General features: G+C 71.9%; 16 protein-coding genes. 7 read left to right on the top strand and 9 right to left on the bottom strand.

The genetic code is table 11. The features are described 5' to 3' along the window. Positions 1-95 precede the first annotated feature (95 nt). The gene (locus tag ALA01S_RS03160) at positions 96-671 is read left to right on the top strand and encodes a TIGR00645 family protein (RefSeq protein ID WP_157118730.1); all 576 of its coding nucleotides are present in this window, start codon (positions 96-98) and stop codon (positions 669-671) included. Between the two features lie 126 nt (positions 672-797). Next, positions 798-2,324 (top strand): fumarate hydratase, encoded by a 1,527-nt coding sequence (locus ALA01S_RS03155; protein ID WP_066331915.1) that lies wholly within the window; start codon positions 798-800, stop codon positions 2,322-2,324. A 95-nt stretch (positions 2,325-2,419) separates the two neighbouring features. Here the strand turns inward: ALA01S_RS03155 and ALA01S_RS03150 are convergent, their stop codons facing one another. From ALA01S_RS03150 to ALA01S_RS03140, 3 genes are all read right to left on the bottom strand, one after another. Further along, a complete protein-coding gene (locus tag ALA01S_RS03150) occupies positions 2,420-3,061 on the bottom strand; it encodes a hypothetical protein (protein ID WP_066331913.1) in 642 nt (213 codons plus the stop codon). 178 nt (positions 3,062-3,239) lie between these two features. Beyond that, positions 3,240-4,676, bottom strand: coding sequence for a mechanosensitive ion channel family protein (locus ALA01S_RS03145; RefSeq protein WP_084267164.1), 1,437 nt, complete (start codon positions 4,674-4,676; stop codon positions 3,240-3,242). A gap of 116 nt (positions 4,677-4,792) precedes the next feature. Next, positions 4,793-5,734, bottom strand: coding sequence for a histone deacetylase family protein (locus ALA01S_RS03140; RefSeq protein WP_066331911.1), 942 nt, complete (start codon positions 5,732-5,734; stop codon positions 4,793-4,795). A gap of 31 nt (positions 5,735-5,765) precedes the next feature. Here ALA01S_RS03140 and ALA01S_RS03135 point away from each other — a divergent pair, with 31 nt between their 5' ends. From ALA01S_RS03135 to ALA01S_RS03115, 5 genes are all read left to right on the top strand, one after another. Next, positions 5,766-6,692: an AAA family ATPase gene (locus ALA01S_RS03135; protein WP_066331909.1), complete on the top strand. Its 927-nt coding sequence runs from the start codon at positions 5,766-5,768 to the stop codon at positions 6,690-6,692. Between the two features lie 22 nt (positions 6,693-6,714). Further along, entirely contained in the window at positions 6,715-7,731 is a 1,017-nt protein-coding gene (locus ALA01S_RS03130) for a DUF58 domain-containing protein (RefSeq protein WP_169805842.1), read from the top strand. A 10-nt stretch (positions 7,732-7,741) separates the two neighbouring features. Further along, complete coding sequence (locus ALA01S_RS03125) at positions 7,742-9,868, top strand: transglutaminase TgpA family protein (protein WP_169805841.1); 2,127 nt, start codon at positions 7,742-7,744, stop codon at positions 9,866-9,868. 7 nt (positions 9,869-9,875) lie between these two features. Further along, on the top strand, positions 9,876-10,985 hold the full coding sequence (mltB, locus tag ALA01S_RS03120) for a lytic murein transglycosylase B (protein WP_066331900.1): 1,110 nt from the start codon (positions 9,876-9,878) through the stop codon (positions 10,983-10,985). Between the two features lie 356 nt (positions 10,986-11,341). Beyond that, complete coding sequence (locus tag ALA01S_RS03115) at positions 11,342-12,118, top strand: response regulator (RefSeq protein ID WP_066331898.1); 777 nt, start codon at positions 11,342-11,344, stop codon at positions 12,116-12,118. A gap of 111 nt (positions 12,119-12,229) precedes the next feature. Here the strand turns inward: ALA01S_RS03115 and ALA01S_RS03110 are convergent, their stop codons facing one another. The 6 genes from ALA01S_RS03110 to ALA01S_RS03085 all read right to left on the bottom strand — a co-directional run bounded on the left by ALA01S_RS03110 (position 12,230) and on the right by ALA01S_RS03085 (position 24,536). Then, positions 12,230-13,231 carry an alpha-E domain-containing protein gene (locus ALA01S_RS03110; RefSeq protein WP_066331896.1) on the bottom strand — a complete coding sequence of 334 codons (1,002 nt, stop codon included), beginning with the start codon at positions 13,229-13,231 and terminating at the stop codon, positions 12,230-12,232. A gap of 20 nt (positions 13,232-13,251) precedes the next feature. Continuing rightward, complete coding sequence (locus ALA01S_RS03105) at positions 13,252-14,688, bottom strand: circularly permuted type 2 ATP-grasp protein (protein WP_066331894.1); 1,437 nt, start codon at positions 14,686-14,688, stop codon at positions 13,252-13,254. 95 nt (positions 14,689-14,783) lie between these two features. Continuing rightward, positions 14,784-15,938, bottom strand: coding sequence for a transglutaminase family protein (locus ALA01S_RS03100; protein WP_084267163.1), 1,155 nt, complete (start codon positions 15,936-15,938; stop codon positions 14,784-14,786). Further along, positions 15,935-18,430, bottom strand: a complete 2,496-nt coding sequence (locus tag ALA01S_RS03095; RefSeq protein ID WP_157118728.1) for a circularly permuted type 2 ATP-grasp protein — start codon at positions 18,428-18,430, stop codon at positions 15,935-15,937. The genes ALA01S_RS03100 and ALA01S_RS03095 overlap by 4 nt, the downstream gene beginning before the upstream one ends. A 4-nt stretch (positions 18,431-18,434) precedes the next feature. Beyond that, the gene (locus tag ALA01S_RS03090; protein WP_066331889.1) at positions 18,435-21,992 is read right to left on the bottom strand and encodes a transglutaminase family protein; all 3,558 of its coding nucleotides are present in this window, start codon (positions 21,990-21,992) and stop codon (positions 18,435-18,437) included. A 114-nt stretch (positions 21,993-22,106) separates the two neighbouring features. Continuing rightward, positions 22,107-24,536, bottom strand: a complete 2,430-nt coding sequence (locus ALA01S_RS03085; RefSeq protein WP_238455674.1) for a DNA internalization-related competence protein ComEC/Rec2 — start codon at positions 24,534-24,536, stop codon at positions 22,107-22,109. Positions 24,537-24,599: the final 63 nt, after the last annotated feature.

The raw sequence follows: 24,599 nt of genomic DNA, 5'->3' as shown, positions 1-24,599 counted from the left end.
ATTGCTGCGGCGCAGCAAGGGCTAACCCTAGAATGGCCCGTCTTTTCAACCACTTGTCGACCATGGCTCGCCTTCCGGACCCAACGCAGGTGCGCATGCGCCCCCTGCCCAACATGATCTTTGCCAGCCGCTGGCTGCAGCTGCCGCTGTACCTGGGCCTGATCCTGGCGCAGATCGTGTACGTCTTTCACTTCTGGGTGGAGCTGATGCACCTGGTGCAGGCCGGACTCGGCGACACGCAGGCGCTGGAGAGCCTGGTCAAGAGCATCGGCTACAAGGCCGGGCCGGACTGGGAGCCCAAGCTCAACGAGACCGTGATCATGCTGGTGGTCTTGGGGCTCATCGACGTGGTGATGATCTCCAACCTGCTGATCATGGTGATCGTGGGCGGCTACGAGACCTTCATCTCGCGCATGAACCTAGAAGGCCACCCCGACCAGCCCGAGTGGCTCAGCCACGTCAACGCCTCGGTGCTCAAGGTGAAGCTGGCCACGGCCATCATCGGCATCAGCTCCATCCACCTGCTCAAGACCTTCATCAACGCCGAGAACTACACCGAGAAGGTGCTGATGTGGCAGACCATCATCCACGTCGCCTTTCTCCTGTCGGCCATGGCCATCGCCATGACCGACCGGCTGCTGCCGCACAACAACGGCGGCGCCAAGCACTGAACGATGCTCGCGCCCCAGGCAGCAAGCCGCACGCCCCGGCGCGGCGCTTTCCGGGGCCGTCAGCCTCGTCTCAGGCTGCCCGGTAAACTTGGCGGGTTTGCCCCCTAACACCCCCCGGTGCACCCCATGACCACGATCATCCGCCAGAGCGATCTCGTCGACAGCGTCGCCGCCGCGCTGCAGTACATCAGTTACTACCACCCGGCCGACTACATCACGCACCTTGCCCGCGCCTACGAGCGCGAGCAAAGCCCCGCGGCCAAGGACGCCATCGCGCAGATCCTGACCAACTCCAAGATGTCGGCCGAGGGGCGGCGTCCGATCTGTCAGGACACCGGCATCGTCAACGTCTTCCTGAAGATCGGCATGGACGTGAAGCTCGAAGGCTTCAGCGGCTCCATCGAGGACGCCGTCAACGAAGGCGTGCGCCGCGGCTACCTCAACCCGGACAACGTGCTGCGCGCCTCGGTGCTGGACGATCCCATCTTTGCCCGCAAGAACACCAAGGACAACACGCCCGCCGTGGTGCACATGTCCGTGGTGCCGGGCAACACGATCGACGTCACCGTGGCCGCCAAGGGTGGCGGCAGCGAGAACAAGACCAAGTTCGTGATGATGAACCCCAGCGACAACCTGGTGGACTGGGTGCTCAAGACCGTGCCGCTGATGGGCGCGGGCTGGTGCCCGCCGGGCATGCTGGGCATCGGCGTGGGCGGCACGGCCGAGAAGGCCATGCTGCTGGCCAAGGAAGCGCTGATGGAAGACATCGACATGTACGAGCTTCAGCAGCGCGGCCCGCAGAACAAGCTCGAAGAGCTGCGCCTGGAGCTGTACGAGAAGGTCAACGCGCTGGGCATCGGCGCGCAGGGCCTGGGCGGACTGACCACGGTGCTGGACATCAAGATCAAGACCTACCCGACGCACGCCGCGTCCAAGCCGGTGGCCATGATCCCCAACTGCGCCGCCACGCGCCACGCGCACTTCGTCCTCGACGGTTCCGGCCCCGCCTACCTGGAGCCGCCCAGCCTGGACCTGTGGCCTGACGTCGCCTGGGCGCCGGACTACAACAAGAGCAAGCAGGTCAACCTCGACACGCTGACCAAGGAAGAAGTCGCCAGCTGGAAGCCCGGCGACACGCTGCTGCTCAACGGCAAGATGCTCACCGGCCGCGACGCCGCGCACAAGCGCATCCAGGACATGCTGGCCAAGGGCGAACCGCTGCCCGTGGACTTCACCAACCGCGTCATCTACTACGTCGGCCCGGTCGATCCGGTGCGCGACGAGGTGGTGGGCCCGGCCGGTCCGACGACCGCCACGCGCATGGACAAGTTCACCGAGATGATGCTGGCCCAGACGGGCCTGATCTCCATGGTGGGCAAGGCCGAGCGCGGCCCCGCCGCCATCGAGGCCATCCGCAAGCACCAGAGCGCCTACCTCATGGCCGTGGGCGGCGCCGCCTACCTCGTGTCCAAGGCCATCAAGTCGGCCAAGGTGGTGGGCTTCGCCGACCTGGGCATGGAAGCCATCTACGAGTTCGACGTCAAGGACATGCCCGTGACCGTGGCCGTGGACGCCACCGGCACCAGCGTGCACCAGACCGGCCCGGCCGAGTGGCAGGCCAAGATCGGCAAGATCCCCGTGGCCGTGGCCTGACGCGGCACGCCCAGGGCTCCCCTGCCCTGCAATGAAAACGGCGCCCGCGGGCGCCGTTTTTTCTTGCCGCGGCCGTCGGCCGCCGCGCGTCCCCGTCAGAACCGGTAGCTCACCGACAGGCTGAGCTGCGGAATGCCCTTGAGCTTGTTGGCGTCGTCGCGGATGTCGGCCAGCTCGCGGTCTATGTCGGCCTGCGACACCGCCTGCGACAGCAGCGCACCGCGCACCGTGCCGCTCACCCTGGGCTTGCCGAACGCCAGCCCGGCGTCGAAAGCCATCTTCCAGCCCTTGACCGCCTGGCCCTTGTGGCCGTAGCCCAGGCCCAGGTAGGGCATGGCGCGCGGGAACTTGACGTCCACGTCGAAGCCCTCGCCGGGGCCGGCCACGTAGGTCGTGTTGCCTATGGTGATGGTGCTGCCGTTGCCGCTGCCGCGCAGGTCGGCGCGGGCGCGGTTGAGCGTCAGGCCGCCGACGGCGCGCCAGTTGCCGGTGAAGAACCAGTCGGCGAACAGGCCCAGGCGATCCACCTTGAGCTTGGTGTCGTAGTCGAGGTTGTTGTCGCTGCGCGTGCGGTGCAGCCGGCCCAGGGTGCTGAAGTCGGCGCGCAGCGTGAAGCTGTCGGACAGCGGCTGCGCGTAGCCCAGCTGTATGCCGGGCAGGCCGGCACCCATGTAGACGTCGCCGGCAAAGGCGGAACAGGCCGCCAGGAGCGCGGCGGCGGTCAGGGTCTGCTTCATGGAGTGCGCAAGGTGGAAGGTGGCGGGCTCGCCATGCGTGTGGCGTGCGGTGGCCGCAGCCTAAGGGCGGCGCAGCGCCGGCACGCGCCGCTTATTTCTCGGATCGACCCTCCACTTGCGCCCGCCCGCGCCGCGGTGGCGGCGCGCGTGCCAAAGCTCACGCCGCGCGGCGCGCTCCTCAGGACGCCATGCCCGGCGGCTGTGTTTGGGCCATGGCGGCCGGCACCGCCGCCAGCACGGGTGCCTGCAGCGCGGCCGGCTGCGGCACGGCGGGTTGCGACGGCGCGGGCGGCGGCACGGGCTGCGCAGGCTGCTGCAGCAGTTGCGCCGCGGCCTCGGCCCCCGGCGCGGCCTGCACCTGCACCACGCGCTGCGGGAAGGGAATGTCGATGTGCAGCGTCTGCAGCGTGCGCAGCAGCGCGCGGTTGACGTCGCTGCGCGCGCCGCCAAAGCCGTTCTCGGGGTCGCCTATCCAGTAGGAGACGGTGAGCTCCAGCCCGTCGGCGGCAAAGCTCGTGAGCTGCACCGCCGGGCCCGGCTCGGCCAGCACGCGCGGCACGGCGCGCACCACCTCCACCAGGCGCGGGATCAGCGCGTCGATGTCCGTGCCGTAGGGCACCTGCACCAGGCTGCTCAGCACCACGCGCGGGTCGGACAGCGAGAGGTTCTCCACCCGCTGCGTGATCAGCATCTCGTTGGGGACGATGGACTCGCGCCCGTTGAGCGCGCGCACGACCGTGAAGCGCGTGTTGATGTCGGTGATGCGGCCCTCGAAGTTGTCCACCTTCACCACGTCGCCTATGCGCAGCGAGCGCTCGGCCAGGATCACGAAGCCCGAGACGTAGTTGGCGGCCAGCTTCTGCAGGCCAAAGCCGATGCCCACGCCCAGCGCGCCGCCGAACACCGACAACGCCGCCAGCGGAATGCCCGCGGCCGACAGCGACAGCAGCAGGCCCACGAGCAGCAGCAGCGCCCGCGTGGCGTTGGCCGCGATCTTGCGCAGCGACAGGTTGCCGCCGAAGCCCGGCTCCGTGGCGCCGGAGAGCAGCCGCGTCTCTATCGCCGAGGACAGCCACAGCACCAGCACCATCACCACCACCGTGGAGAGGCCGCCCTCCACCAGGCTGCGCAGCGTCACGCTGCTGCCGCCCACCTTCCAGCGGATGTCCTCCATCTCGCCCAGCAGCAGCGGCAGCGCGCCGGTGAGCCACAGCACCAGGCCAATCCACACCACCCATGACAGCGTGCGCTCCGCCACGCCCACCAGCTCCGAGCGCGGAAACGCCACCTGCAGCACCCGCACGCCCACGCGGATGATCAAGAGCGACGCCAGGATGGGCACGGCCAGTTGCAGCAGCGCCGGCCGCACCAGCACGCCGCTGGAGTGCAGCGCCCAGCGCGCCGTGAGCACGGCCGCCAGCGCCAGCGCGGGCAGCAGCACGCCGTCCACCAGGTGGTCGCCAAACCACACGCCCGGCGCGCGGGGCTGTCGCCCGCGCAGCAGCCAAGTGAGCGCCCAAGCCCCGCCCAGGCAGCCGGCCAGCGTGCCCAGCTCCACGAGCACGCCGCGGTGCGTCAGCGCCTCCAGCAGCGCCTGCAGATCGGTTGGATTCATGCCTTCCCCTCTTGTGTCTTGCGGCACCGCCACGGGCGCCGCGGCCGCGCTGCCCAGGGCAGCGCGGCCGGTTCATTGTTCAGTGCTCAGGATGTGCGGCCCGCGCCGCGCGGGCTTCAGTGCTCCAGCCCGGCCAGCACGCGCAGGTGCGCGGCCACGCTGCGCGCGAGCGCACCCAGGTCGTAGCCGCCTTCCAGGCAGGAGACCATGCGGCCCTGGGCGTGGCGGTCGGCCACGTCCTTGATGCGCCGGGTGATCCAGGCGTAGTCGGCCTCCACCAGGCCAAGCTGGCCCAGGTCGTCGTCGCGGTGGGCGTCGAAGCCGGCGGAGAAGAAGACCATCTCCGGCCGGAAGGCCTCCAGCCGCTCCATCCACATCGCGTCTATGAGCTGGCGCACCTCGGGGCCGCGCGTGTAGGGCGGCACGGGCACGTTGACCATGTTGGTGCCCAGGGGCACGGCGCCGCTGCCGGGGTACAGCGGGTGCTGGAAGAAGCTGAGCATCAGCACGCGCTCGTCGCCGGCCACGATGTCCTCGGTGCCGTTGCCGTGGTGCACGTCGAAGTCGACGATGGCCACGCGCTGCAGGCCGCGCACGTCCAGCGCGTGGCGCGCGGCCACGGCCACGTTGTTGAAGAAGCAAAAGCCCATGGCCTGGTCGCGCGTGGCGTGGTGGCCGGGCGGGCGCACGGCGCAAAAGGCGCTGCCGGCGCTGCCGTCGATGACGGCGTCGGTGGCCGCCACGGCGGCGCCCGCGGCGCGCAGCGCGGCGTCCCAGGTGGCGGGGCCGGCGTAGGTGTCGGGGTCCAGGGCGTGGCGCTCGCCCTCGTCGCGCAGGCGCTGCAGCAGGTCCTGCATCTCCAGCACGTAGTGGGCGCTGTGCGCCAGTTCCAGGTCCTCGATGCGCGCGAGGGGGGCCTCGCGCCAGTCCAGGGCGATGTCCAGGCCCGTGGCACGCAGGTGGTCCGCGATGGCGTCCAGCCGTTGCGGACACTCCGGATGCCCCGCGCCCATGTCGTGCGCGCGGCACGCGGGATGGCTGTAGTAGGCGGTCGTCATGGCAGGGTGGATTGTGATTTAAGGTGCCCGCATGGATTCGCGACTCACGGAACAGTTGCAAACGCTGGTGGAGCAGATAGGCAGCGTGGTGGTGGGCAAGCGCGCGCAGGTCGAGGACTGCGTGGCCTGCCTGCTCGCGGGCGGGCACCTGCTCATAGAGGATCTCCCGGGCGTGGGCAAGACCACGCTGGCGCACGCGCTGGCGGTCTCTTTGGGCTTGCGCTTCACGCGCGTGCAGTTCACGGCCGATCTGCTGCCCAGCGACCTGCTGGGCGTGGGGGTGTACGAACGCAGCCGCGAGCAATTCGTCTTCCATCCCGGCCCGGTGTTTACCCAGGTGCTGCTGGCCGACGAGATCAACCGCGCCGGCCCGCGCACGCAAAGCGCGCTGCTGGAGGCGATGGAGGAGCAGCAGGTGAGCATCGAGGGGCTCACGCGCGAGCTGCCCTCGCCCTTCTTCGTGATCGCCACGCAGAACCCCGGCGACCAGTTGGGCACTTTCGCGCTGCCGGAAAGCCAGCTCGACCGCTTCCTGATGTGCCTGACGCTGGGCTACCCCGACCGCGCCAGCGAGCGCGCGCTGCTGGCAGGCGAGGACCGCCGCGCCTCCATCGCCCGGCTGGCGCCGGTGATGGCGCCCGCGGCGCTGCTGGCCGCGCAGCAGGCCGTGCTGCGCGTGCACGCGTCGGACGCGCTGCTGGACTATTTGCAGGCCCTCATCGCCGCCACGCGCGACGGTCGCTGGTTCGCTCAAGGGCTGAGCCCGCGCGCGGGCATCGCCTGGCTGCGCGCCGCCCGCGCCCGTGCCCTGCTGCACGGCCGCGACTACGTGGCCCCCGACGATTTGCAAGGCGTGGCCGAGCAGGTGCTGGCGCACCGGCTGCAGGTGGCGGCCGACAGCGGCCGTGGCCGCGCCGCGCAGGTGCGCGCCCTGGTGGAGGCGGTGCCCCTGCCCTGAAAGCCGCCGCCCTATGCCGCGCATGCCGCCCAACTTGGCCCTGAGCCTGCTGCCGCGCGCCCTCGTGCGCCGCTGGCTGCGGCGGCGCCACCCGCGCAGCGCGCGCTGGGTCGTGGAGCAGCGCTGCCTCTACATCCTGCCCACGGGCGCGGGCTGGCTGTTCGCCGCCACGGTGGCGCTCATGTTGCTGGCGGCCATCAACCTGCAGCTCTCGCTGGGTTACCTGATGTGCTTCACCTTGGCCGGCACCGGCTTCGCCGCGCTGCTGATGACGCACCGCACGCTGCGCGGGCTGCAATTCCAACTGCGCGAGCCGGCACCCGGCTTTGCCGGGCAGCCGCTGGCGCTGAAGGTGGAGTGCGTGAACCCCGGCGCGGCGCGCCACGGCATCGCGCTGGTGTGGGAGACAGGCAAGCGCTCGCGCCCGGCCTGGGTGGACGTGCCGGCGCAAGGCCACGCCGTGGTCGAGCTGCACTGGACGCCCCCGACGCGCGGCCGCCACGAATTGCCGACGCTGCGCGTGCAGACGCGCTACCCCTTGGGCCTCTTCTGCGCCTGGACGCTGTGGCGCCCGGCCGCCCAAGCGCTGGCCTGGCCCGCGCCGGAAACCCACGCGCCGCCGCTGCCGCGCCCGCAAGCCCAGCCACAAGCCACCACCGCGCGCGCGCTGCGCGAGGACGGCGATTTCTCCGGCGTGCGCGCCTACCGCCGCGGCGACGCGCCGCACGAGCTGCTGTGGAAGAAGAGCGCCCACCACGGCGAGCTGGTCACGCGCGAGCGCCAGGCCGGCAGCCCCGCGCCGCTGGCGCTGCGCTGGCAGGACGCGGGAAACAACGCGGGCAGTGGTGCGGGCGACACCGAGGCACGCCTGTCGCGCCTGGCCGCCTGGGTGCAGGCCGCCTCGCGGGCCGACGTGCCCTGCGCGCTGGAGCTGCCCGGCGTGCGCATCGCCGCCGCCACCGGTGCGCAGCACCGGCAGCGGCTGCTGCAGGCGCTGGCGCTGTGGAGTGCGCCGCAGGGCACGGCGGCGTCGGACTGACAAGCGGGCCGTGGCGTTTCCTTCCCTCTTCGCGAACCTGCGCACCGCGCTGCACGGCCACCGCGCGGGCGTGACGCTGCCGCGCTCCACGCGCGACCTGCTCTTCCTGCTGGCCGTCATCGCCTGGACGCTGCTGCCCCATGCCCCGCACCTGCCCGCCTGGTGCGGCGCGCTGGTGGCCGCCACGCTGCTGTGGCGGGCACGGCTGGCCATGAAACGCCAGCCGCTGCCGCCGCGCTGGCTGCGCTGGTCGCTGCTGGCGCTGGCCCTGGCCGGCACGGCCTGGAGCCACGGCACGCTGCTTGGGCGCGACGCGGGCGTGACGCTGCTGGCGGTGCTCATGGCGCTCAAGACGCTGGAGCTGCACGCGCGGCGCGACGCGCTGGTGGTGTTCTTCCTGGGGTTGTTCCTGGTGCTCACGCACTTCCTCTACGGCCAGACGCCGCAACTGGCGCTGGCCATGGCGCTGTCGGCCTGGGGGCTGATGACGGTGCTGGTGCTGGCGCACCGCCCGCTGGGCTACCCCCGCCTGCGCGAGGCCGCGGGCGTGGTGGCCGGCGCGGCGCTGCGCGGGGCGCCGCTGGCGCTGCTGCTGTTCCTCTTCTTCCCCCGCCTGGGCCCGCTGTTCGGCCCGCCGACGGACCTGCCCTCGGCGCACACGGGCCTCTCCGGTCAGCTCAGCCTGGGGGGCATGCACGCGCTGGCCAACGACGACCGCGTGGCCTTTCGCGTGCGCTTCAACGGCCCCGTGCCGCCGCTGCAGGCGCTGTACTGGCGCGGACCGGTGCTCTCCGAGTTCGACGGCAACACCTGGACGCCGCGCCTGCAGCCCGGCCCGCCGCCGCCCATGCAGCTCGACGGCGCCGGCCTGCCCTACGAGATGCAGTTGCAGCCCTCGGCACTGCCGCTGCTGCCGCTGCTGGAGCTCTCGCCGCTGCTGGACAGCCCGCTGCCGGCCGCTCGGCTCAACGCCCAAGGCCAATGGACGCTGCTGCGCCCGCCGGTGCAGCCGCTGGCGCTGCGGGCGCGGGCCTGGCCCGGCTTCGAGCTTGGGCCCACCGAGGCCGCGCCCGCATTGCGCGCCGACACCGCGCTACCCCCCGGCCACAACCCGCGCACGCTGCAGTGGGCGGCCGATCTGCGCCGCCGCCTGCCCCAGGCCGGCGCGCCGGCGCTGGTGACCACCGTGCTGTCCCACATCCGCAACGGCGGCTACAGCTACACCATGGCGCCACAGGACACTGCCGCGTTGGGCCAGGACGCCGTGGACGCCTTCTGGCTGGACCGCCGCGAGGGCTTTTGCGAGCACTTCGCCGCCGCCTTCGTGGTGGTGATGCGCGCGCTGGACCTGCCCGCGCGCGTGGTCACCGGCTACCAGGGCGCCGACCCACTGCCGCAGGACGGCTGGTGGACGGTGCGCAACCGCCATGCGCACGCTTGGGCCGAGGTCTGGATGGCAGGACGCGGCTGGCAGCGCGTGGACCCCACCGCCGCCGTGGCCCCGGAGCGCGTGCAGCGCGGCGAGCTGCTGGCTGAAGGCGACGGCCTGCTCGCCCAAGCCCTGCAGCACTGGAGCCCCGCGCTGCTGCAGCAGTGGCGCCAGGCCTGGGGCGGGTTCAATCGCACCTGGAACCGCGCCCTGCTGCAGTATTCCGGCACCCGGCAGATGGAGCTGCTGCGCCGCCTGGGCCTGCACGCGCCGGACACCGGGACGCTGCTGCGGCTGTTGGGCGGCGTGCTGGCCCTGGGCGGCCTCGCCGGCGCCTGGGCCGCCACGCGCTCCTTGCGCCGCCCGCGCGACCCCTGGCGGCAGTTGCAACCGCGGCTGGCACGCGGCCTGGGGCGGCTGGGCGTCACGTGCGCACCCCACGACACGCCGCGCGCGCTGGCCACGCGCGTGCAGCAGCACTTGGGCGCCGCCGGCGCGCCGGTGCAGGAGGCGCTGCTGGCGCTGGAGGCGCTGCGCTACGGCCGCGGGCCGGGTGCGGGCGCACGCGAGCTGCGGCGCTGGCGGCGCGGTTTCGAGCGCGCGGTGGCCGGCACGCCGGCCGCGCGCGGGACTTCCCGCACGGACACGCCCACCACGTTGGCCGCGGGCACGCCGCCAGCCGGGGACGCGGCGGCGCGCTCGCGATAATCCCGAGATGCCCTGCCGACTGCCCCTGCGCGCCGCCCTCGCCGCGGCCGCCCTGTCCTTCGCCCTCCTTCCCGTCCACGCCACCGCACCGCACCACGCTTCAAAGGCCAAGGCGACGGCCAAGAAGACGTCCACCGCCGCGCGCACCGCGCGCAGCGACAGCGACCCGGACGTCGTCACCTACGGCCGCCGCGAGGACGTGATGCGCTTCGGCGCCGACATGGCCGAGCGCTTCGAACTGGACCCCGAGTGGGTACAGCGCCAGTTGCAGCAGGCGCGCTACCTGCCCAACGTGGCGAAATTGATCATGCCGCCGCCCGTGTCCACGGCGAAGAACTGGGCCGCCTACCGCGCCCGCTTCGTGGAGCCGCAGCGCGTTGCCGCCGGGCGCCGCTTCTGGGAGGAGAACGAGCGCTGGCTCGCCCTGGCCGAGGAGCGCTGGGGCGTGCCCGCGGCGCTGGTGGTGGGCATCATCGGCGTGGAGACCTACTACGGCCGCAACATGGGGTCCTTCCGCGTGCTGGACGCGCTGGCCACCCTCTCCTTCGACTTCCCCAGCGGCCGCAGCGACCGCAGCGGCTTCTTCCGCGACGAGCTGGCCCAACTGCTGGTGTGGGCCAAGCGCGAAGGCATGGAGGCCACCGGCGTGCGCGGCTCCTACGCCGGCGCCGTGGGCCTGCCGCAGTTCATGCCCAGCAACATCAACAAGCTGGCCGTGGACTTCGACGGCAACGGCCACGTGGACCTCATGGGCAGTGCCGCCGACGCCATAGGCAGCGTCGCCAACTACCTGGCCTCGCACGGCTGGCAGCCGGGGCTGCCCACGCACTTCTCGGTCGCGCCGCCCACGGACCCCGCGCAGCGTGCCGTGCTGCTGGCGCCGGACATCCTGCCCAGCTTCACCCCGGCGCAGTTCGCCGAGCACGGCGCCGCGCTGGAGCGTGGGGCGCAAGAGCTGGACGGCCCGCTGGCGCTGGTGCAGCTCTTCAACGGCGACGGCGAGCCCAGCTACGTGGCCGGAACCAGGAATTTCTACGCCGTCACCCGCTACAACTGGTCCAGCTACTACGCGCTGGCAGTGATAGAGCTGGGCGCGGCGGTGGCCGCGGCGCGCTGACGCCGCCGGCCAAGCTCGCGACGGCCGGGCTCGGCCACCGTGCCGCTCAGGCATAGCTTGTCCAGAAGCGCTTGCAAGCCGTACTTCGTACAGCCCTGCCTGACGGCTGGGAGGTGCAGGAGCCTGGGTCGTGTCGTCTGCAACGTGCCAACCGGTGGCCGCCCCGCGTTTCAGGCCTCGCACTGCAGCGCTGCGCCTCCAGCGGGCGCAAAAACAGGCGCGAAAGCGCGCCGCCGGCAGTCGGCATGCACATGACGCCTCAAGTCAAGCTTTACCCGCTTACGCAATTCGGCAACCACCCGGCGCAAGCCCAAAGCTTTAACATTTGTTGACAAAACTTGAGGGAGCTTACCGCTATGTCCACGACGGCCTGTCACTACGCCTTCACTGCCGCCTCGCCGGCATTGGCCGCGGTGCAGGCTGGGGGTGGCAAGGCTCCGCCATGCGACAGCGGCGGCAAGAGCGAATTCCTGGCGCACGCCAGCCATGAGCTGCGCACGTCCGTGCACGGCATCCTGGGTTTCACGCAACTGCTGTCGCAGGACGGCTCCTTGGGTGCCGAGCAGCAGCGGCAGGTTGAGCTGATCGATGCCTGCGCCCAAACGCTGCTGAAGCTGGCGCAGGAGATGCGCGCGGCTTCCACGCCGCCGGAAAAGCCTTCCTGCCTGCTGCCCGCCCAAGCGCCGGTGCGCAGCGGCCTCGCGTTGCCCCCGGCGCAGTCCGCCGCGGACGACGCCGCCACGCCCGCGCGCCGGCTGCTCTATGTGGAGGACAACCCGCTCAACGTGCTGCTGATGGAGGCGCTGCTGGCGCAGCGTCCGCACTGGGTGCTGCGCGTGGCCACCACGCAGGCCGAGGCCCTGGCCACCGCGCCGGAGTTCCGCCCGCACCTGCTGCTGCTGGACATGAATTTGCCCGACGGCAGCGGCACCGAGCTGCTGGCACTGCTGCGGGCGAAACACGCGGCGCTGCGCGGCGTGCCGGCCATCGCCGTGTCGGCCGATGCCTTCACCGAGGACACCCGCGCCGCCCTGGCCGCGGGCTTCGACAGCTACTGGACCAAGCCGCTGGACATGGGACAGGTGCTGGCCGAGCTGGACCAGCGGCTGCACCACGTGCCGGCAGCGCCCTGACGGGCAGCGCCGCAACAACAGCAACGCCCGCGTGAGGCGGGCGTTGTTCATTGGGCACTAAGCCGGCAAGCCGCCCGGCGCGGGGCCGGGCACTGTGGCGCGACGGAAAACTCAGGCCGCCATGGGCACCAGGAAGTCCTGGCTGATCCCCACGCCCAGGTCGCCCACGCTGCGCAGGAACTCGACCAGGTAGTCGTGCAGGCCGCCTTCCATGATCTCTTCGATGGTTCCCCAGCGCAGTTGCGCCTGCAACTTGCCGGCCAGGCGCATCGTCTCGTCGCTGTGGTCGTTGGCCACCAGCTGGAGCTGCTCCATGATCCCGTTGAGGCAGGCCACAAGCGAGCGAGGCATGTCCGGGCGCAGGATGAGCAGCTCGGCCACCTTCTCCGGCCGGATCACGTTGCGATAGACCTTGCGGTAGATCTCGAAGGCCGAGACCGAGCGCAGCACCGCGGACCAGTAGTAGAAGTCCACCTCCTGCGTCTCGTGGCCCTGCTGGCTTTGGCTCTGTCCGTGCCCGTTGCCGTTGCCGTTTTGCGACTGCGTGAAGGAGCCGCCCAGGGCGTGGAGCTTGGCGTCCAGCAGCCGCGCGGTGTTGTCCGCGCGCTCCAGGAAGGTGCCCAGGCGCAGGAAGTACATCGCCTCGTCTTCCAGCATGGTGCCCGTGCGCACGCCGCGGCTCAGGTGCGAGCGGTGCTTGACCCAGTCGAAGAACGAGGCCGGGTCGCGGTCGAAGTTGCCGCTTTGCATCTGCTTGAGAAAGCCCAGCCAGGTCTGGTTCTGGGTTTCCCAGACCTCGGTGGTGAGCGCGCCGCGCACGGCGCGGGCGTTCTCGCGCGCCGCGCGCAGGCAGTTCAGGATGCTGGAGAGGTTGTGCTCGTCGCGCACCATGAAGTGCATGACGTTGGCGGAGTTGACCTCGCCGTACTTCTTCTTGAAGTTGTCTTCCAGCTCGGAGATGCCCAGCAATCCGCGCCAGCCGGCTTCGGCGCGATCGGCCGACTGCGGCAGCAGCGAAGTTTGCAGGTTGACGTCCAGCATGCGCGCTGTGTTTTCCGCGCGCTCCATGTAGCGGGCCATCCAGAACAGATGGTCCGCGGTCCTCGACAGCATGACGTTGCGTCCTTTCCTTCTTATTCCTCAAGCACCCAGGTGTCCTTGGTGCCGCCACCCTGCGAAGAATTCACCACCAGCGAGCCTTCCTTGAGCGCCACGCGGGTGAGGCCGCCGGGCACCATCTGCACGCCGTTGGCGCCGCTGAGCACGAAAGGACGCAGGTCGATGTGCCGCGGCGCGATCCCCGACTCCACATAGGTCGGGCAAGTGGACAGGCTCAGCGTGGGCTGGGCGATGTAGTGGTGCGGGTTGGCGACGATCTTGGCGCGGAAGTCCTCGATCTCCGCCTTGGTCGAGGCCGGGCCCACCAGCATGCCGTAGCCGCCGGCGCCGTGGACTTCCTTGACCACCAGCTCCTGCAGGTTGGCCAGCACGTACTTGAGCGACTCTTCCTCGCGGCACAGGTAGGTGGGCACGTTCTCCAGAATGGGCTTTTCGCCCAGGTAGAACTCCACCATGCGCGGCACGTAGGGGTAGATGGACTTGTCGTCGGCGATGCCCGTGCCCACGGCATTGCACAGCGTCACGCGCCCGGCGCGGTAGGCCTGCATGAGGCCCGCGCAGCCCAGGGCGCTGTCGGCGCGGAAGGCCTGCGGATCCAGGAAGTCGTCGTCGATGCGGCGGTAGATCACGTCCACGCGGCGCGCGCCGCGCGTGGTGCGCATGTGCACCGTGTCGTCGCGCACGAACAGGTCCGAGCCCTGCACCAGCTCCACGCCCATCTGCTGCGCCAGGAAGGCGTGCTCGAAGTAGGCCGAGTTGTACATGCCGGGCGTGAGCACCACCACGGTGGGATCTTCCACGCCGGCCGGCGCCACGGAGCGCAGCGTCTCCAGCAGCAGGTCCGGGTAGTGGGCCACGGGCGCGATGCGCTCCTGCGCGAAGAGCTCGGGGAAGAGCCGCATCATCATCTTGCGGTTCTCCAGCATGTAGCTCACGCCGCTGGGCACCCGCAGGTTGTCTTCCAGCACGTAGTTGGTGCCCGTGCCGTCGGGGTTGGCCGCGCGCACCAGGTCGATGCCGGCAATGTGCGAGTAGATGTCGTGCGGCAGCTTCACGCCGGCCATCTCAGGCCGGTACTGAGCGTTGTGGAGCACCTGCTCGGCCGGGACGATGCCGGCCTTGAGGATCTCCTGCTTGCCGTACACGTCGGCAATGAAGCGGTTGAGCGCCGTGACGCGCTGGCGCAGGCCTTGCGCCATGCGCTTCCACTCCGCGCCAGGGATCACGCGGGGGATCAGGTCGAAGGGGATGAGCCGCTCGGTGCCGGCTCCGTCATCCTGCGCGCCGTAGACGGCGAAGGTGATGCCCACGCGGCGGAAGATCATTTCCGCTTCCTGGCGCCGTGCATCCATGAGCTCGCGGGGCTGGCGTTGCAGCCACTGTGCGAAGCGTCGGTAATGCTCGCGGACCGCATCCGGGTGAGGACGCATCTCGTCGAAGCTGGGTCTCATCGTTCTGGCTCCTTCCTGCAGCGCTTTCGCAACTTGTGTGCCACGGCCTCACCCGCAGCGCGGGCACACGCTGGAGCGGCATGCGACATGCCGCTTCAAACCACTTCAGTGTCGGCCGCGGCCTCTTCGCCGGCCTTGCCCCAGCGCACGGTATGCACGCGCACGCCCAGCGTATGCGAGCCGCCGCCGCGTATGACGCCGCGCAGCGGCGTGACGTCGCCGAAGTCGCGCCCAACGGCCACGCGCAGGTGCTCGATGTCCGGGACGACGCGGTTGGTCGGGTCCAGCTCCAGCCACGCGCCGTTGGCATCCTCGTCGGCATAGGCGCGCGGGCACCACACCGCGGCCCACGCGTGCGAGGCGTCGGCGCCCACCAGCGCCGGGCGCCCCGGCGGCGGGCGCGTGAGCAGGTAGCCGCTGACGTAGCGCGCGGCCAGCCCCATGGCGCGCAGCGCGCCCACCAGCACGTGCGCAAAGTCCTGGCACACGCCGCGGCGGCGCTGCAGCACCTCGGCCAGCGGCGTGTCGATCTGGGTGCTGGCGCTGCGGTACTCGAACTCGTCGTGCACGCGCTCCATCAGCTCGATGGCGGCCTCGGCCAGCGGCCGGCCAGGCGTGAAGCTGGGCGCGGCGTACTCGCGCAACGCCGGCAGGCGCGGGACGAAGGGCGACCAGGCGGTGAACTCCGCCGCCGGCTCCCAGGTCCAGCCCGCGCGAAAGCGCAGCCGCCGCGCCACCGCCTCCCAAGGCTGGGAGGCCGAGGGCTGCAGCGACGCACCACGCGGGTGCAGCCGCACCCGGCTGCGCGCGCGCACCTGCAGCGCATCGTGCGCTCGCGCCAGGCTGAACAGCAGCCGCGGGTTGCCGTGACGGTCCATGTCCTCGCGCGCGTGGTCCGGCGGCGGCTCTATGCGCAGGTCGAACTCCTGCAACTGCTGCCAGGGCTCCTCGCGCGGGCGCAGCCAGGCCACGTGCTGCGCCAGCTCCACCGCGCTGCCGTAGTGGTACTCGGTGACGTGCTCCACGGCCAGGCCCAAATGCGGCGGCTCGGCCGCGGGCGTTTCCTCGGCCTTCGCAGCGGCGTCGACCGTGGGCGCGGACGCCACGGCGGGCACGGCCGCACCGGCAGGGTCCGCGGCGGGAGTTCCGGGCGCGGGTGCGGCGGCAACCGCCTCCACGGCCGCAGGCGCGCCGGGCTCGGCGTCGGACGGCGCGGGCGCTGCCGGCTCGGATTCGGGTCGGGTGCTCATGGCTTTTGCAGCGGGTCGCTGACGTGGGCGAAGAAGCGCTTGCCGATGTCGTCGGAGAGCTGCGCCCCGGCGTCGGCCAGCTGCGCGGCCAGCGCGTCCAGGCGGCGGCGCAGCGCCTCGTCGTCCAAGCCGCGCAGCGTCTGCAGTGTCAGGCCCGGGCCCTGTGCGGGCAACCCGGAAAGCAGCTCGTCGGCCACGTCGGCGGCGATGGGCAGCTTGCGCAGCTCGGTGCGCAGCCGGCGCAGGATGCAGGCCCAGGCGCGCGGGTTGTTGTCGTCCAGCACCAGCAGGTCCACCAGCGCCAGCAGGTCCTGGTGGCGCTGGTAGCGGGCGCGGAAGGTGATGGTGGAGTCGTAGAGCTCCAGCAGCAGCGCGTTGCCCTCGGCGTCGGCCAGCGCCCCTTCGCGCAGCAGCACGCCGAACTGCGTGGCGTGGCTTACCAGGCGCTCCACGTGGCGGCCCACGGTCAGCAGCCGCCAGCCGTGGTCGCGCGTCATGCGGTCGGACTGCGCGCCGGTGACCGCCGCCAGTTGCACCGCCAGCTCGTCCAGCGCGCGCAGCACCTCGTTGGTGGTGGGTGCGGCCTTGTCCGCGGGCCGCAGCGTGGCGCGCAAGTCCTGGCCCATGCTGCGCATCAGGCCCCACTGCTCAGGCGACAGCCGCTCGCGCAGGCTGCCCGCCGAGCGTGACAGCGCCGTGAGCAGCCAGCCCAGGCCGCTTTCCTCGCCCAAGGCCTTGAGCAGCGAGCGCCGCAGCACCGCGCGCGAAGGCGCGACGCCGCCGCTGCCCAACAGCCCCGCGCGCTGCAGCAGCACGCGCAGCGCGCGCTGCACGGGCGCCGGCAGCTCCGTGCCCGTGCTGCGCTGCAGCGCCGCGCGCGCCAGGCGCACGGCCTGTTCGGTGCGCTCGGTGTAGCGGCCCAACCAGTACAGGCTCTCGGCGGTGCGGCTGGCCACGGGGCCGCGACGGGCCAGGATGTCGTCCACGCTCAACCGCCCGGTGAGCATGCTGAAGGTGTCCACCGTGCCGTCGGTGCGCACCCACAGGTCCATGGCGCTGCCGCGCGCGGGCAGCAAGGGCTCGTCGGCATCGGCATGCACGCGCCCAAACCCGCCGGGCAGCACCTGCCAGTTGCCCGTGCCGTCGGCCACGGCGTAGACGCGCAGCCCAACCGGCACGCCCTCCAGCCGCCCTTCCCGCCAGCGCAGCGCTTGTGACCGGCCGGGGCGCTCCTGCAGCGTCCAGGCCTCCGGATCCTCCTCGATGCGCCCACCCTCAGGGCGCAGCGCACCAACATCAGGCCCCAGACTGGGGCGCATGCACAGTTTTGGCAAATGTGGCCGCACGCTTTCCCAGGCAGCGGCCTCGCCGCACCACCACGACGCCAGCGAAGGCAGCAGCAGCGGCTGGCCCAGCAGCGACTGCGCGATGCCGGGCAGGAAACCGGACAGGGCCGGCGACTCCAGGAAGCCGCTGCCCGGCGCATTGGCCAGCGCCAGCCGTCCGGCACGCAGCACCTGCAGCAGCCCCGGCACGCCGTAGCAGCCCTGGCGCTCGTCGAGCTCCAGCGGGTCGCACTGGTTGTCGTCGATCATGCGCAGCAGCCCGTGCACGGGCGCCAGCCCTTCGAGCATCTTGGCGTACAGCCGCTCGCCGCGCACCGTGAGGTCGCCGCCCTCCACCAGCGGCAGGCCCAGGTAGCGCGCCAGATAGGCGTGCTCGAAGTAGCCCGGCGCGTCCGGCCCGGCGGTGAGCACCGCCAGGCGCGGATGCGCGTCCGCGGCCGCCATGGCCGCCTGCCCGCGCAGCGACTGCAGCAGCCGCCGGTAGGTCGAGGCCATGTGCTGCACCCGCAACTGCTCGAAGGCCTCGGGGAAGAGCCGCGACACGATCAGCCGGTGCTGCAGCACGTGGCCCAGGCCCGCGGCCGTCTGCGTGCGTTGCGAGGTCACCCACCAGCGCCCGTCGGGGCCGCGTGCCAGCTCGAAGGAGACGACGTGCAGGTACAGCCCGCCCGGCGGCGAGAAGCCGTTCAGCGGCCGCAGGTAGCCCGGGTGGCGAAACAGCAGCGACGGCGGCAGCAGCCCGCGCTTGAGCAGGTGCTGCCGCCCGCCGTAGAGGTCGGCCAGCATGAGCTGCAGGAGCTGCGCGCGCTGCGCCACGCCGCGCTCTATGGCGGCCCAATCGGCGGGCTCCATGACCAGCGGCAGCAGCTCCGGCGCCCAGGGCAGCGATTGCTCCGTGCCGTGCACGTTGTGCGTGATGGCGTCGGCGCGCAGTTGCTGCGCGAGCTGCTGCGCGCGGCGCTGCAGCTCGGCGCCGAAGGCCTGCGGCCGCGCCGGCAGCGAGGCCAGCAGCTTCTGCCACGAGGGGCTCAGGTTGCGGTCCGGCGCGCGCCACTCGTCCAGCGTGCCGGACGGGGGCAGACGCGTGAGCCAGTCCGCAGCGCTGGCCACCGTGCGCGGACGGGTGCGCGGGGTGGCGACTCTCATCGCCTCAACCCGGCATGCGCAAATCCAGCGTGAACGGGAACTCCAGGCTGGGCCGCGCCGGCGAGACCTGCATGCGGCCCGGCGTGTGCTCCAGCTTGAAGAAGCGGGCCAGGCGGCGGCTCTCGGCCTCGTAGGCGTTGACCGGGAAGGTCGAGTAGTTGCGCCCGCCCGGATGCGCCACGTGGTAGCGGCAGCCGCCCACGGAGCGCGAGGCCCAGCGGTCCACGAGGTCGAAGGTCAGCGGCGCGTGCACGCCAATAGTCGGGTGCAGTGCCGACGGCGGCTGCCACGCGCGGTAGCGCACGCCGCAGACGAACTCGCCCACGCGCCCCGTGGGCTGCAGCGGCAGCGCGCGGCCGTTGACGGTGACGACGTGCCGGTTGCCGTTGAGCCCCGTGACCTTGACCTCCAGCCGCTCCAGCGACGAGTCCACGTAGCGCACCGTGCCGCCTGCGAAGCCCTCCTCGCCCATGACATGCCAGGGCTCCAGCGCCGTGCGCAGCTCCAGCTCCATGCCCTGCGTAGCCATGGCGCCGATGACGGGGAAGCGGAACTCGAAGTGCGGCCCAAACCAGGCGCCGTCGAAGGCCAGGCCCGCGCCGCGCAGGTCGGCCAGCACGTCCTCGAAGTCCATGCGCACGAAGGTCGGCAGCGTGAAGCGGTCGTGCAGCGCCGTGCCCCAGCGCGTGAGCCGCGTGTCGCCGCGGCCGCGGTAGGGCTCGCGCCAGAACCACGCCACCAGCGCGCGCAGCAGCAGTTGCTGCGCCAGGCTCATGCGCGCATGCGGCGGCATCTCGAACGCGCGCAACTCCAGCAGACCCAGCCGGCCGGTTGGGCCGTCCGGCGAATAGAGCTTGTCTATGCAGAACTCGGCCCGGTGCGTGTTGCCGGTGACGTCGATCAGCAGGTTGCGGAACAGGCGGTCCACCAGCCACGGCGGCACGCCCGCCGGGCCGGCGTTCTGGCGCTCCAGCTCGGCCAGGGCGATCTCGATTTCATAGACCTGGTCGTCGCGCGCCTCGTCGAAGCGCGGCGCCTGGCTGGTGGGGCCAATGAAGAGGCCGCTGAACAAATAGCTCAGGCTGGGGTGGTTGTGCCAGTAGGTCAGCAGGCTGGCCAGCAGGTCCGGCCGGCGCAGGAAGGGGCTGTCTGCTGGCGTGGCGCCGCCCAGCACCAGGTGGTTGCCGCCGCCGGTGCCGGTGTGGCGGCCGTCCAGCATGAACTTCTCGGTGGACAGCCGGCTGTGGTGCGCCGCGTCGTAGAGGAATTCGGTGTGGGCGACCAGGTCGTCCCAGCGCTCGGCCGGGTGGATGTTCACCTCGATCACGCCCGGGTCCGGCGTGACCTGCAGGATCTTCAAACGCGGGTCGCGCGGGGCGCCGTAGCCCTCCAGCACGATGCGCACGCCCAGCTCCTTGGCCGTGGCCTCGACGTGGCCCAGCAGCTCCAGGTAGTGCTCCAGGTGCTGCAGCGGCGGCATGAAGATGTAGATGGCCCCCGTGGTGGCCTTGGACGCCACCTCGGCCTTGGGCCCGTTGGCCCGCGCCGGGTCACGCACTTCCACGCACAGCGCCGTGCGCGTGATCCAGCCGGCCGACTCCTGCCGCCCCGGCATGCCGTGCTGCGCGGAGGCCGAAGTGGCGGCAAAGCCGCCGTCCGCCCCCAGCACGCCCGTGCCCTGCCCCAGGCCATCGCCGCCGGCAGCGCCGCCCCCCATGCCGCCCGCGGCGGCCAGGCCGGCGTCCTGCACGTCGCCGGGCCAGGGCTGGCCTTGCAGCGCGACCACGCCGCCCTCGGCCCAACCGGCGCCGCTGCGGTGCGCGTCATAGCCGGGCTGGTGCGGATGGGGTTGCGCCAGCGGCGCCGACGCCGCCCCGCTTGCGGGCAAAGGCCCGCGCGCCGCGAACGGGTCGGGCATGAAGTCCTGCTGCTTGTCCTCTTCGGAGGCCCAGGGCAGCGAGTCCAGCGGCAACCGGAAACCCATGGGCGAGTCGCCGGGCAGCAGGTACAGCCGCTCGTCGCGCAGGAACCACGGGCCGCTGGCCCAGCCGGCGCTCTCGCGCTTGACGGGCAGCGCGTAGCCGGTGACGGCATCCAGACCCTTGGCGAAGACGCGGCGCAGGCGCACGCGCTCCAGCTCGTCGTCCAGCTTGGAGTCCAGGGGATCGACGTTCACCGGCAGCCGGCGCTCGCGCCACAAGTGGTACCAGGCGTCCTCGAAGCCAGGCATGACGTGGGCGGCGTTGACCGCCAGCCGCGACGCCAGCCGCGTGATGAAGCGCTGCGCGTCGTCGGCCGTGTAGGGCTGCGGCTCGCGCTCGTCGGCAAACAGCGAGGGGTCGTTCCACGCCGGCTGGCCGTCGGCGCGCCAGGCGATGGTCATGGCCCAGCGCGGCAGTTGCTCGCCCGGATACCACTTGCCCTGGCCGAAGTGCAGGAAGCCGCCGCGCCCGTACTCGCCGTGCAGCCGGTGCAGCAGCTCGATGGCACGGCCGCGCTTGGTGGGGCCCATGGCGTCGGTGTTCCACTCGGCGCCGTCGCGGTCGTCCACGGAGACGAAGGTGGGCTCGCCACCCATGGTCAGCCGCACGTCCTGCGCCTGCAGTTGCTCATCCACCCGGCGGCCCAGCTCGACCAGGCCGCTCCACTGCTCCTCGGTGTAGGGCTTGGTGACGCGAGGCGACTCGTGGACGCGGGTGAGCGCCATGAGGTGCTCGAACTCCACCTCGCACTTGTCCACCGCGCCGGAGACGGGCGCCGCCGTCGAGGGCTCAGGCGTGCAGGCCACGGGAATGTGGCCTTCGCCGGCCAGCAGCCCCGAGGTCGGGTCCAGGCCGATCCAGCCCGCGCCGGGCAGGAAGACCTCGCACCAGGCGTGCAGGTCTGTGAAGTCGGTCTCGGCGCCCGAGGGGCCGTCCAGCGACTTCACGTCCGGGACGAGCTGGATCAGGTAGCCGGAGACGAAGCGCGCCGCCAGGCCCAGGCGGCGCAGCACCTGCACCAGCAGCCAGGCCGAGTCGCGGCAGGAGCCGCTGCGCTTTTCCAGCGTCTCTTCCGGCGTCTGCACGCCGGGCTCCAGGCGAATGAGGTAGCCCACCTCCTCCTGCACGCGCTGGTTGAGCGCGACCAGGAAGTTCACCGTGGGCTGCGGTTCGCGGGAAATGCTTTCCACGAAGGCGTCCAGCCTGGGGCTGGACTCCAGCGTCTTGAGGTAGGGCACGAGGTCCGGCTTGGCCTCGGCCGCGTACTCGAAGGGAAACTTCTCGGCCTGCGGCTCCAGGAAGAAGTCGAAGGGGTTGTAGACCGACATCTCGGCCACGAGATCGACCGTGACCTTGAACTCCGTCGTGGTTTCCGGGAACACCAGGCGGGCGATGTAGTTGGCAAACGGGTCCTGCTGCCAGTTGATGAAGTGCTCGGCGGGCTCGACCCGCAAGGAGTAGCTCAGGATCGGCGTACGGCAGTGCGGCGCGGGGCGCAGGCGCACCAGCTGCGGCGACAAGCCCACGCGGCGGTCGTAGCGGTAGTGCGTGACGTGGTGCAGCGCGACATGGATGGACACGACGGCGTTCCCTCTCGTATGGCTAGGAAGAGTTGATTCTGAATTCTCGCACCCGGGTTATTCCGGAGCGGTGGCCGTTGGGCGGTTGCCTCGCCCAGGGCCGGGAGGGTTGCACTAGCTCAAACCGTGCCGCCAGTAGCGCGGACGCAGCAGGCGCTCGCAACTGGACTGACCATCGCGCCAGCGCCAGGCGCCGCAGTCCGGCGTCTGCACCATTTCGATGCCCCGATCGCGCAGCCGCTGCACCACGTCGGGGGCCGGGTGCCCAAAGCGGTTGTGGTGCCCGGCCTGGACGATGGCCACTTCCGGCGCCACGGCGTCCAGGAAAGCCGGCGAAGAGGAGCCGCCGCTGCCGTGGTGCGGCACCAGCAGCAGCGCGCTGCGCAGCGCCGCGGCGTCGGCCGCCAGCAGCGCGGCTTCCTGCGCCGCACCGATGTCGCCGGAGAGCAGCAGGCGGCGGCCGGCCGCGTCCGTCACCTGCAGCACGCAGCTCAGGGCATTGGGCCGAGCGTTGGCGACGGCGTAGTCCGATGCGCGGGGGTGCAGCACGGCAAAGCGCACCCCGTCGCGCTCCCAGCGCTGGCCGGCCTCGCAGCGCTGGTGAGCCACGCCCGCGGCCAGCAGTGCATGACCCGCTTCCAGCGAGCTGCGCAGCTCGCCCACGGGCAGCGCACGCAGCAGCGAGGCGGCACCGCCGGCGTGGTCCATGTCGCGATGGCTGATGACGAGCGTGTCCACCCGGCGCTCGCCCAAGGCCTGCAGCAGCGGGACGAGCACGCGCTCGCCCGCGTCGCGCCCCGGGCCGTAGCGCGGGCCGCTGTCGTAGACCAGCACCGACGCGTGCGTGCGCACCAGCACCGCGTTGCCCTGGCCCACGTCCGCCGCCACCACTTCGAAGAAGCCCGGCGCCGGCCTTGACGGCGGCGGCAGCGCCACCGGCAGCAGCAGCGGCACGGCCAGCAGCCGCAGCCGCCACGGCAGCGGCGCCACCGCCAGTACCCCGGCCAGCAGCGCCGCCCACTGCGCCCACCCCGGCGCCACGCCTGTGATCCATACCGCGCCCGGCAAGCCCACCAGCCACGCCAACACGGCGTTGAGGGCCAACAGCAGCACCGCCGCCACGCTCCACAGCGGCGCCCAAAGCACGCCCAGCAGCGCCAGCGGCGTGACGGCCAGTGTCACCAGCGGAATGGCCACCAGGTTGGCCAGCAGCCCAACCACCGAGAACTGCTGAAAGAGCAGCAGCGTCAGCGGCGCCAGGCCGACCGTGGCCACGAGTTGCGTGCGCACCGCGCCGCGCAGCAGCGCCAGGGCACGCCGTGCCGGGCCTGGCGGCGCATCGGCATCGATATCGACACGGGCCACCGCCGCGGGCTGCGCCGGCTCCGAGGCCATGAGCAGCCCAACAGCGGCAAAGGACAGCCAGAACCCGGCCTGCAACAGCGCCCACGGGTCCAGCGCGCTCACCACCACGGCCGCCGCACCCAACACCAGCGGCCAGGGCCAGCGGGCCCCGAGCAGGTGCAGCAGCGCCGCACAGCCCAGCATCCACACCGTGCGCTGCGACGGCACGCCCCAGCCGGCCAGCAGCGCATAGGCCGCGGCCAGCAGCACGCCCAAGGCGCGCGCGGCCCACGGCGTGGGCAGCCACAGGCACAGGGCGGCGCTGCGCCGCCACAGCGCGCCCCCGGCCTGCGCCGCCAGCCACGCGAACATCGTGATGTGCAGCCCGCTGATGGCCATGAGGTGCGCCGTGCCGGAGGCGCGATACAGCGACCAGTCGGCCCGCTCTATGGCGGCCTGGTCGCCCACGGCCAGCGCGGCGAGCACGCCGGCAGCGCGCGGGTCGCTCACCTGCGCGGCAATGGCCTCGCGCACCGACTGGCGCGCGCGCTCCACGTCGCAGCACTGGCCCTCGGCCAACAACCTCGGCTGCGCGGGCTCCCCGCGCACGCTGCCCGTGGCGCGCAACCCGCGCTCGAACAGCCAGAGCTCGCCGTCGAAGCCATGCGGGTTGAGCAGCGCATGCGGCGCCTGCAGCCGCGCCCACAGCCGCCAGCGCTGGCCGGCACGCAGCTCCACCCCGGGCGAGGACAGCGCCGGCTCGTCCGGGCCGCTGCGGCTCCAGGACAGCGACACGCGCGAAGGCACCGCCGCCGGGGCGCCATCCGGCGTACGCGCGCCCTCCACCGCCAGGATGAAGCGCAAGCCCTCGGCGCTGTCCTGCGGCAGCTCCGCCACCACGCCGGTGAGCTCCACCGCCTGGCGCTCCAGCGCGGGCGGCAACGCGTCGGCCAGCCGCGCGCGGGCCTGCAGGCCGGCATTGGCCGCACCCAGCGCCGCGGCACCGCCCAGCGCCAGCGCCATGAAGAGCAGCCGCCAGCGGCCCACCAGCCGCGAGCTGCGCGCCCAGCGCCACGAGAGCCATAAAAGGGGCGCACCCAGCAGCAGCGCCGCGTCCACCACCGGCGCCCACAGCCGCGGCTGCTGCAGTTGCAAGGCCGTGCCCAGCAGCCACGCCAGCGCCAGGGCGAGCAAGCTCAACCCCTGCGTGGGGGCTGAATGGGGCGGTGTAGGATGCCGCGCCCCGTCTGTACCAGACCTTCC

This window comes from Azohydromonas lata NBRC 102462 (assembly GCF_001571085.1).
Lineage (GTDB): Bacteria > Pseudomonadota > Gammaproteobacteria > Burkholderiales > Burkholderiaceae_C > Azohydromonas > Azohydromonas lata.
The sequence above is the reverse complement of the archived record's forward strand: the minus strand, read 5'-3'. Positions and strand labels throughout refer to the sequence as shown.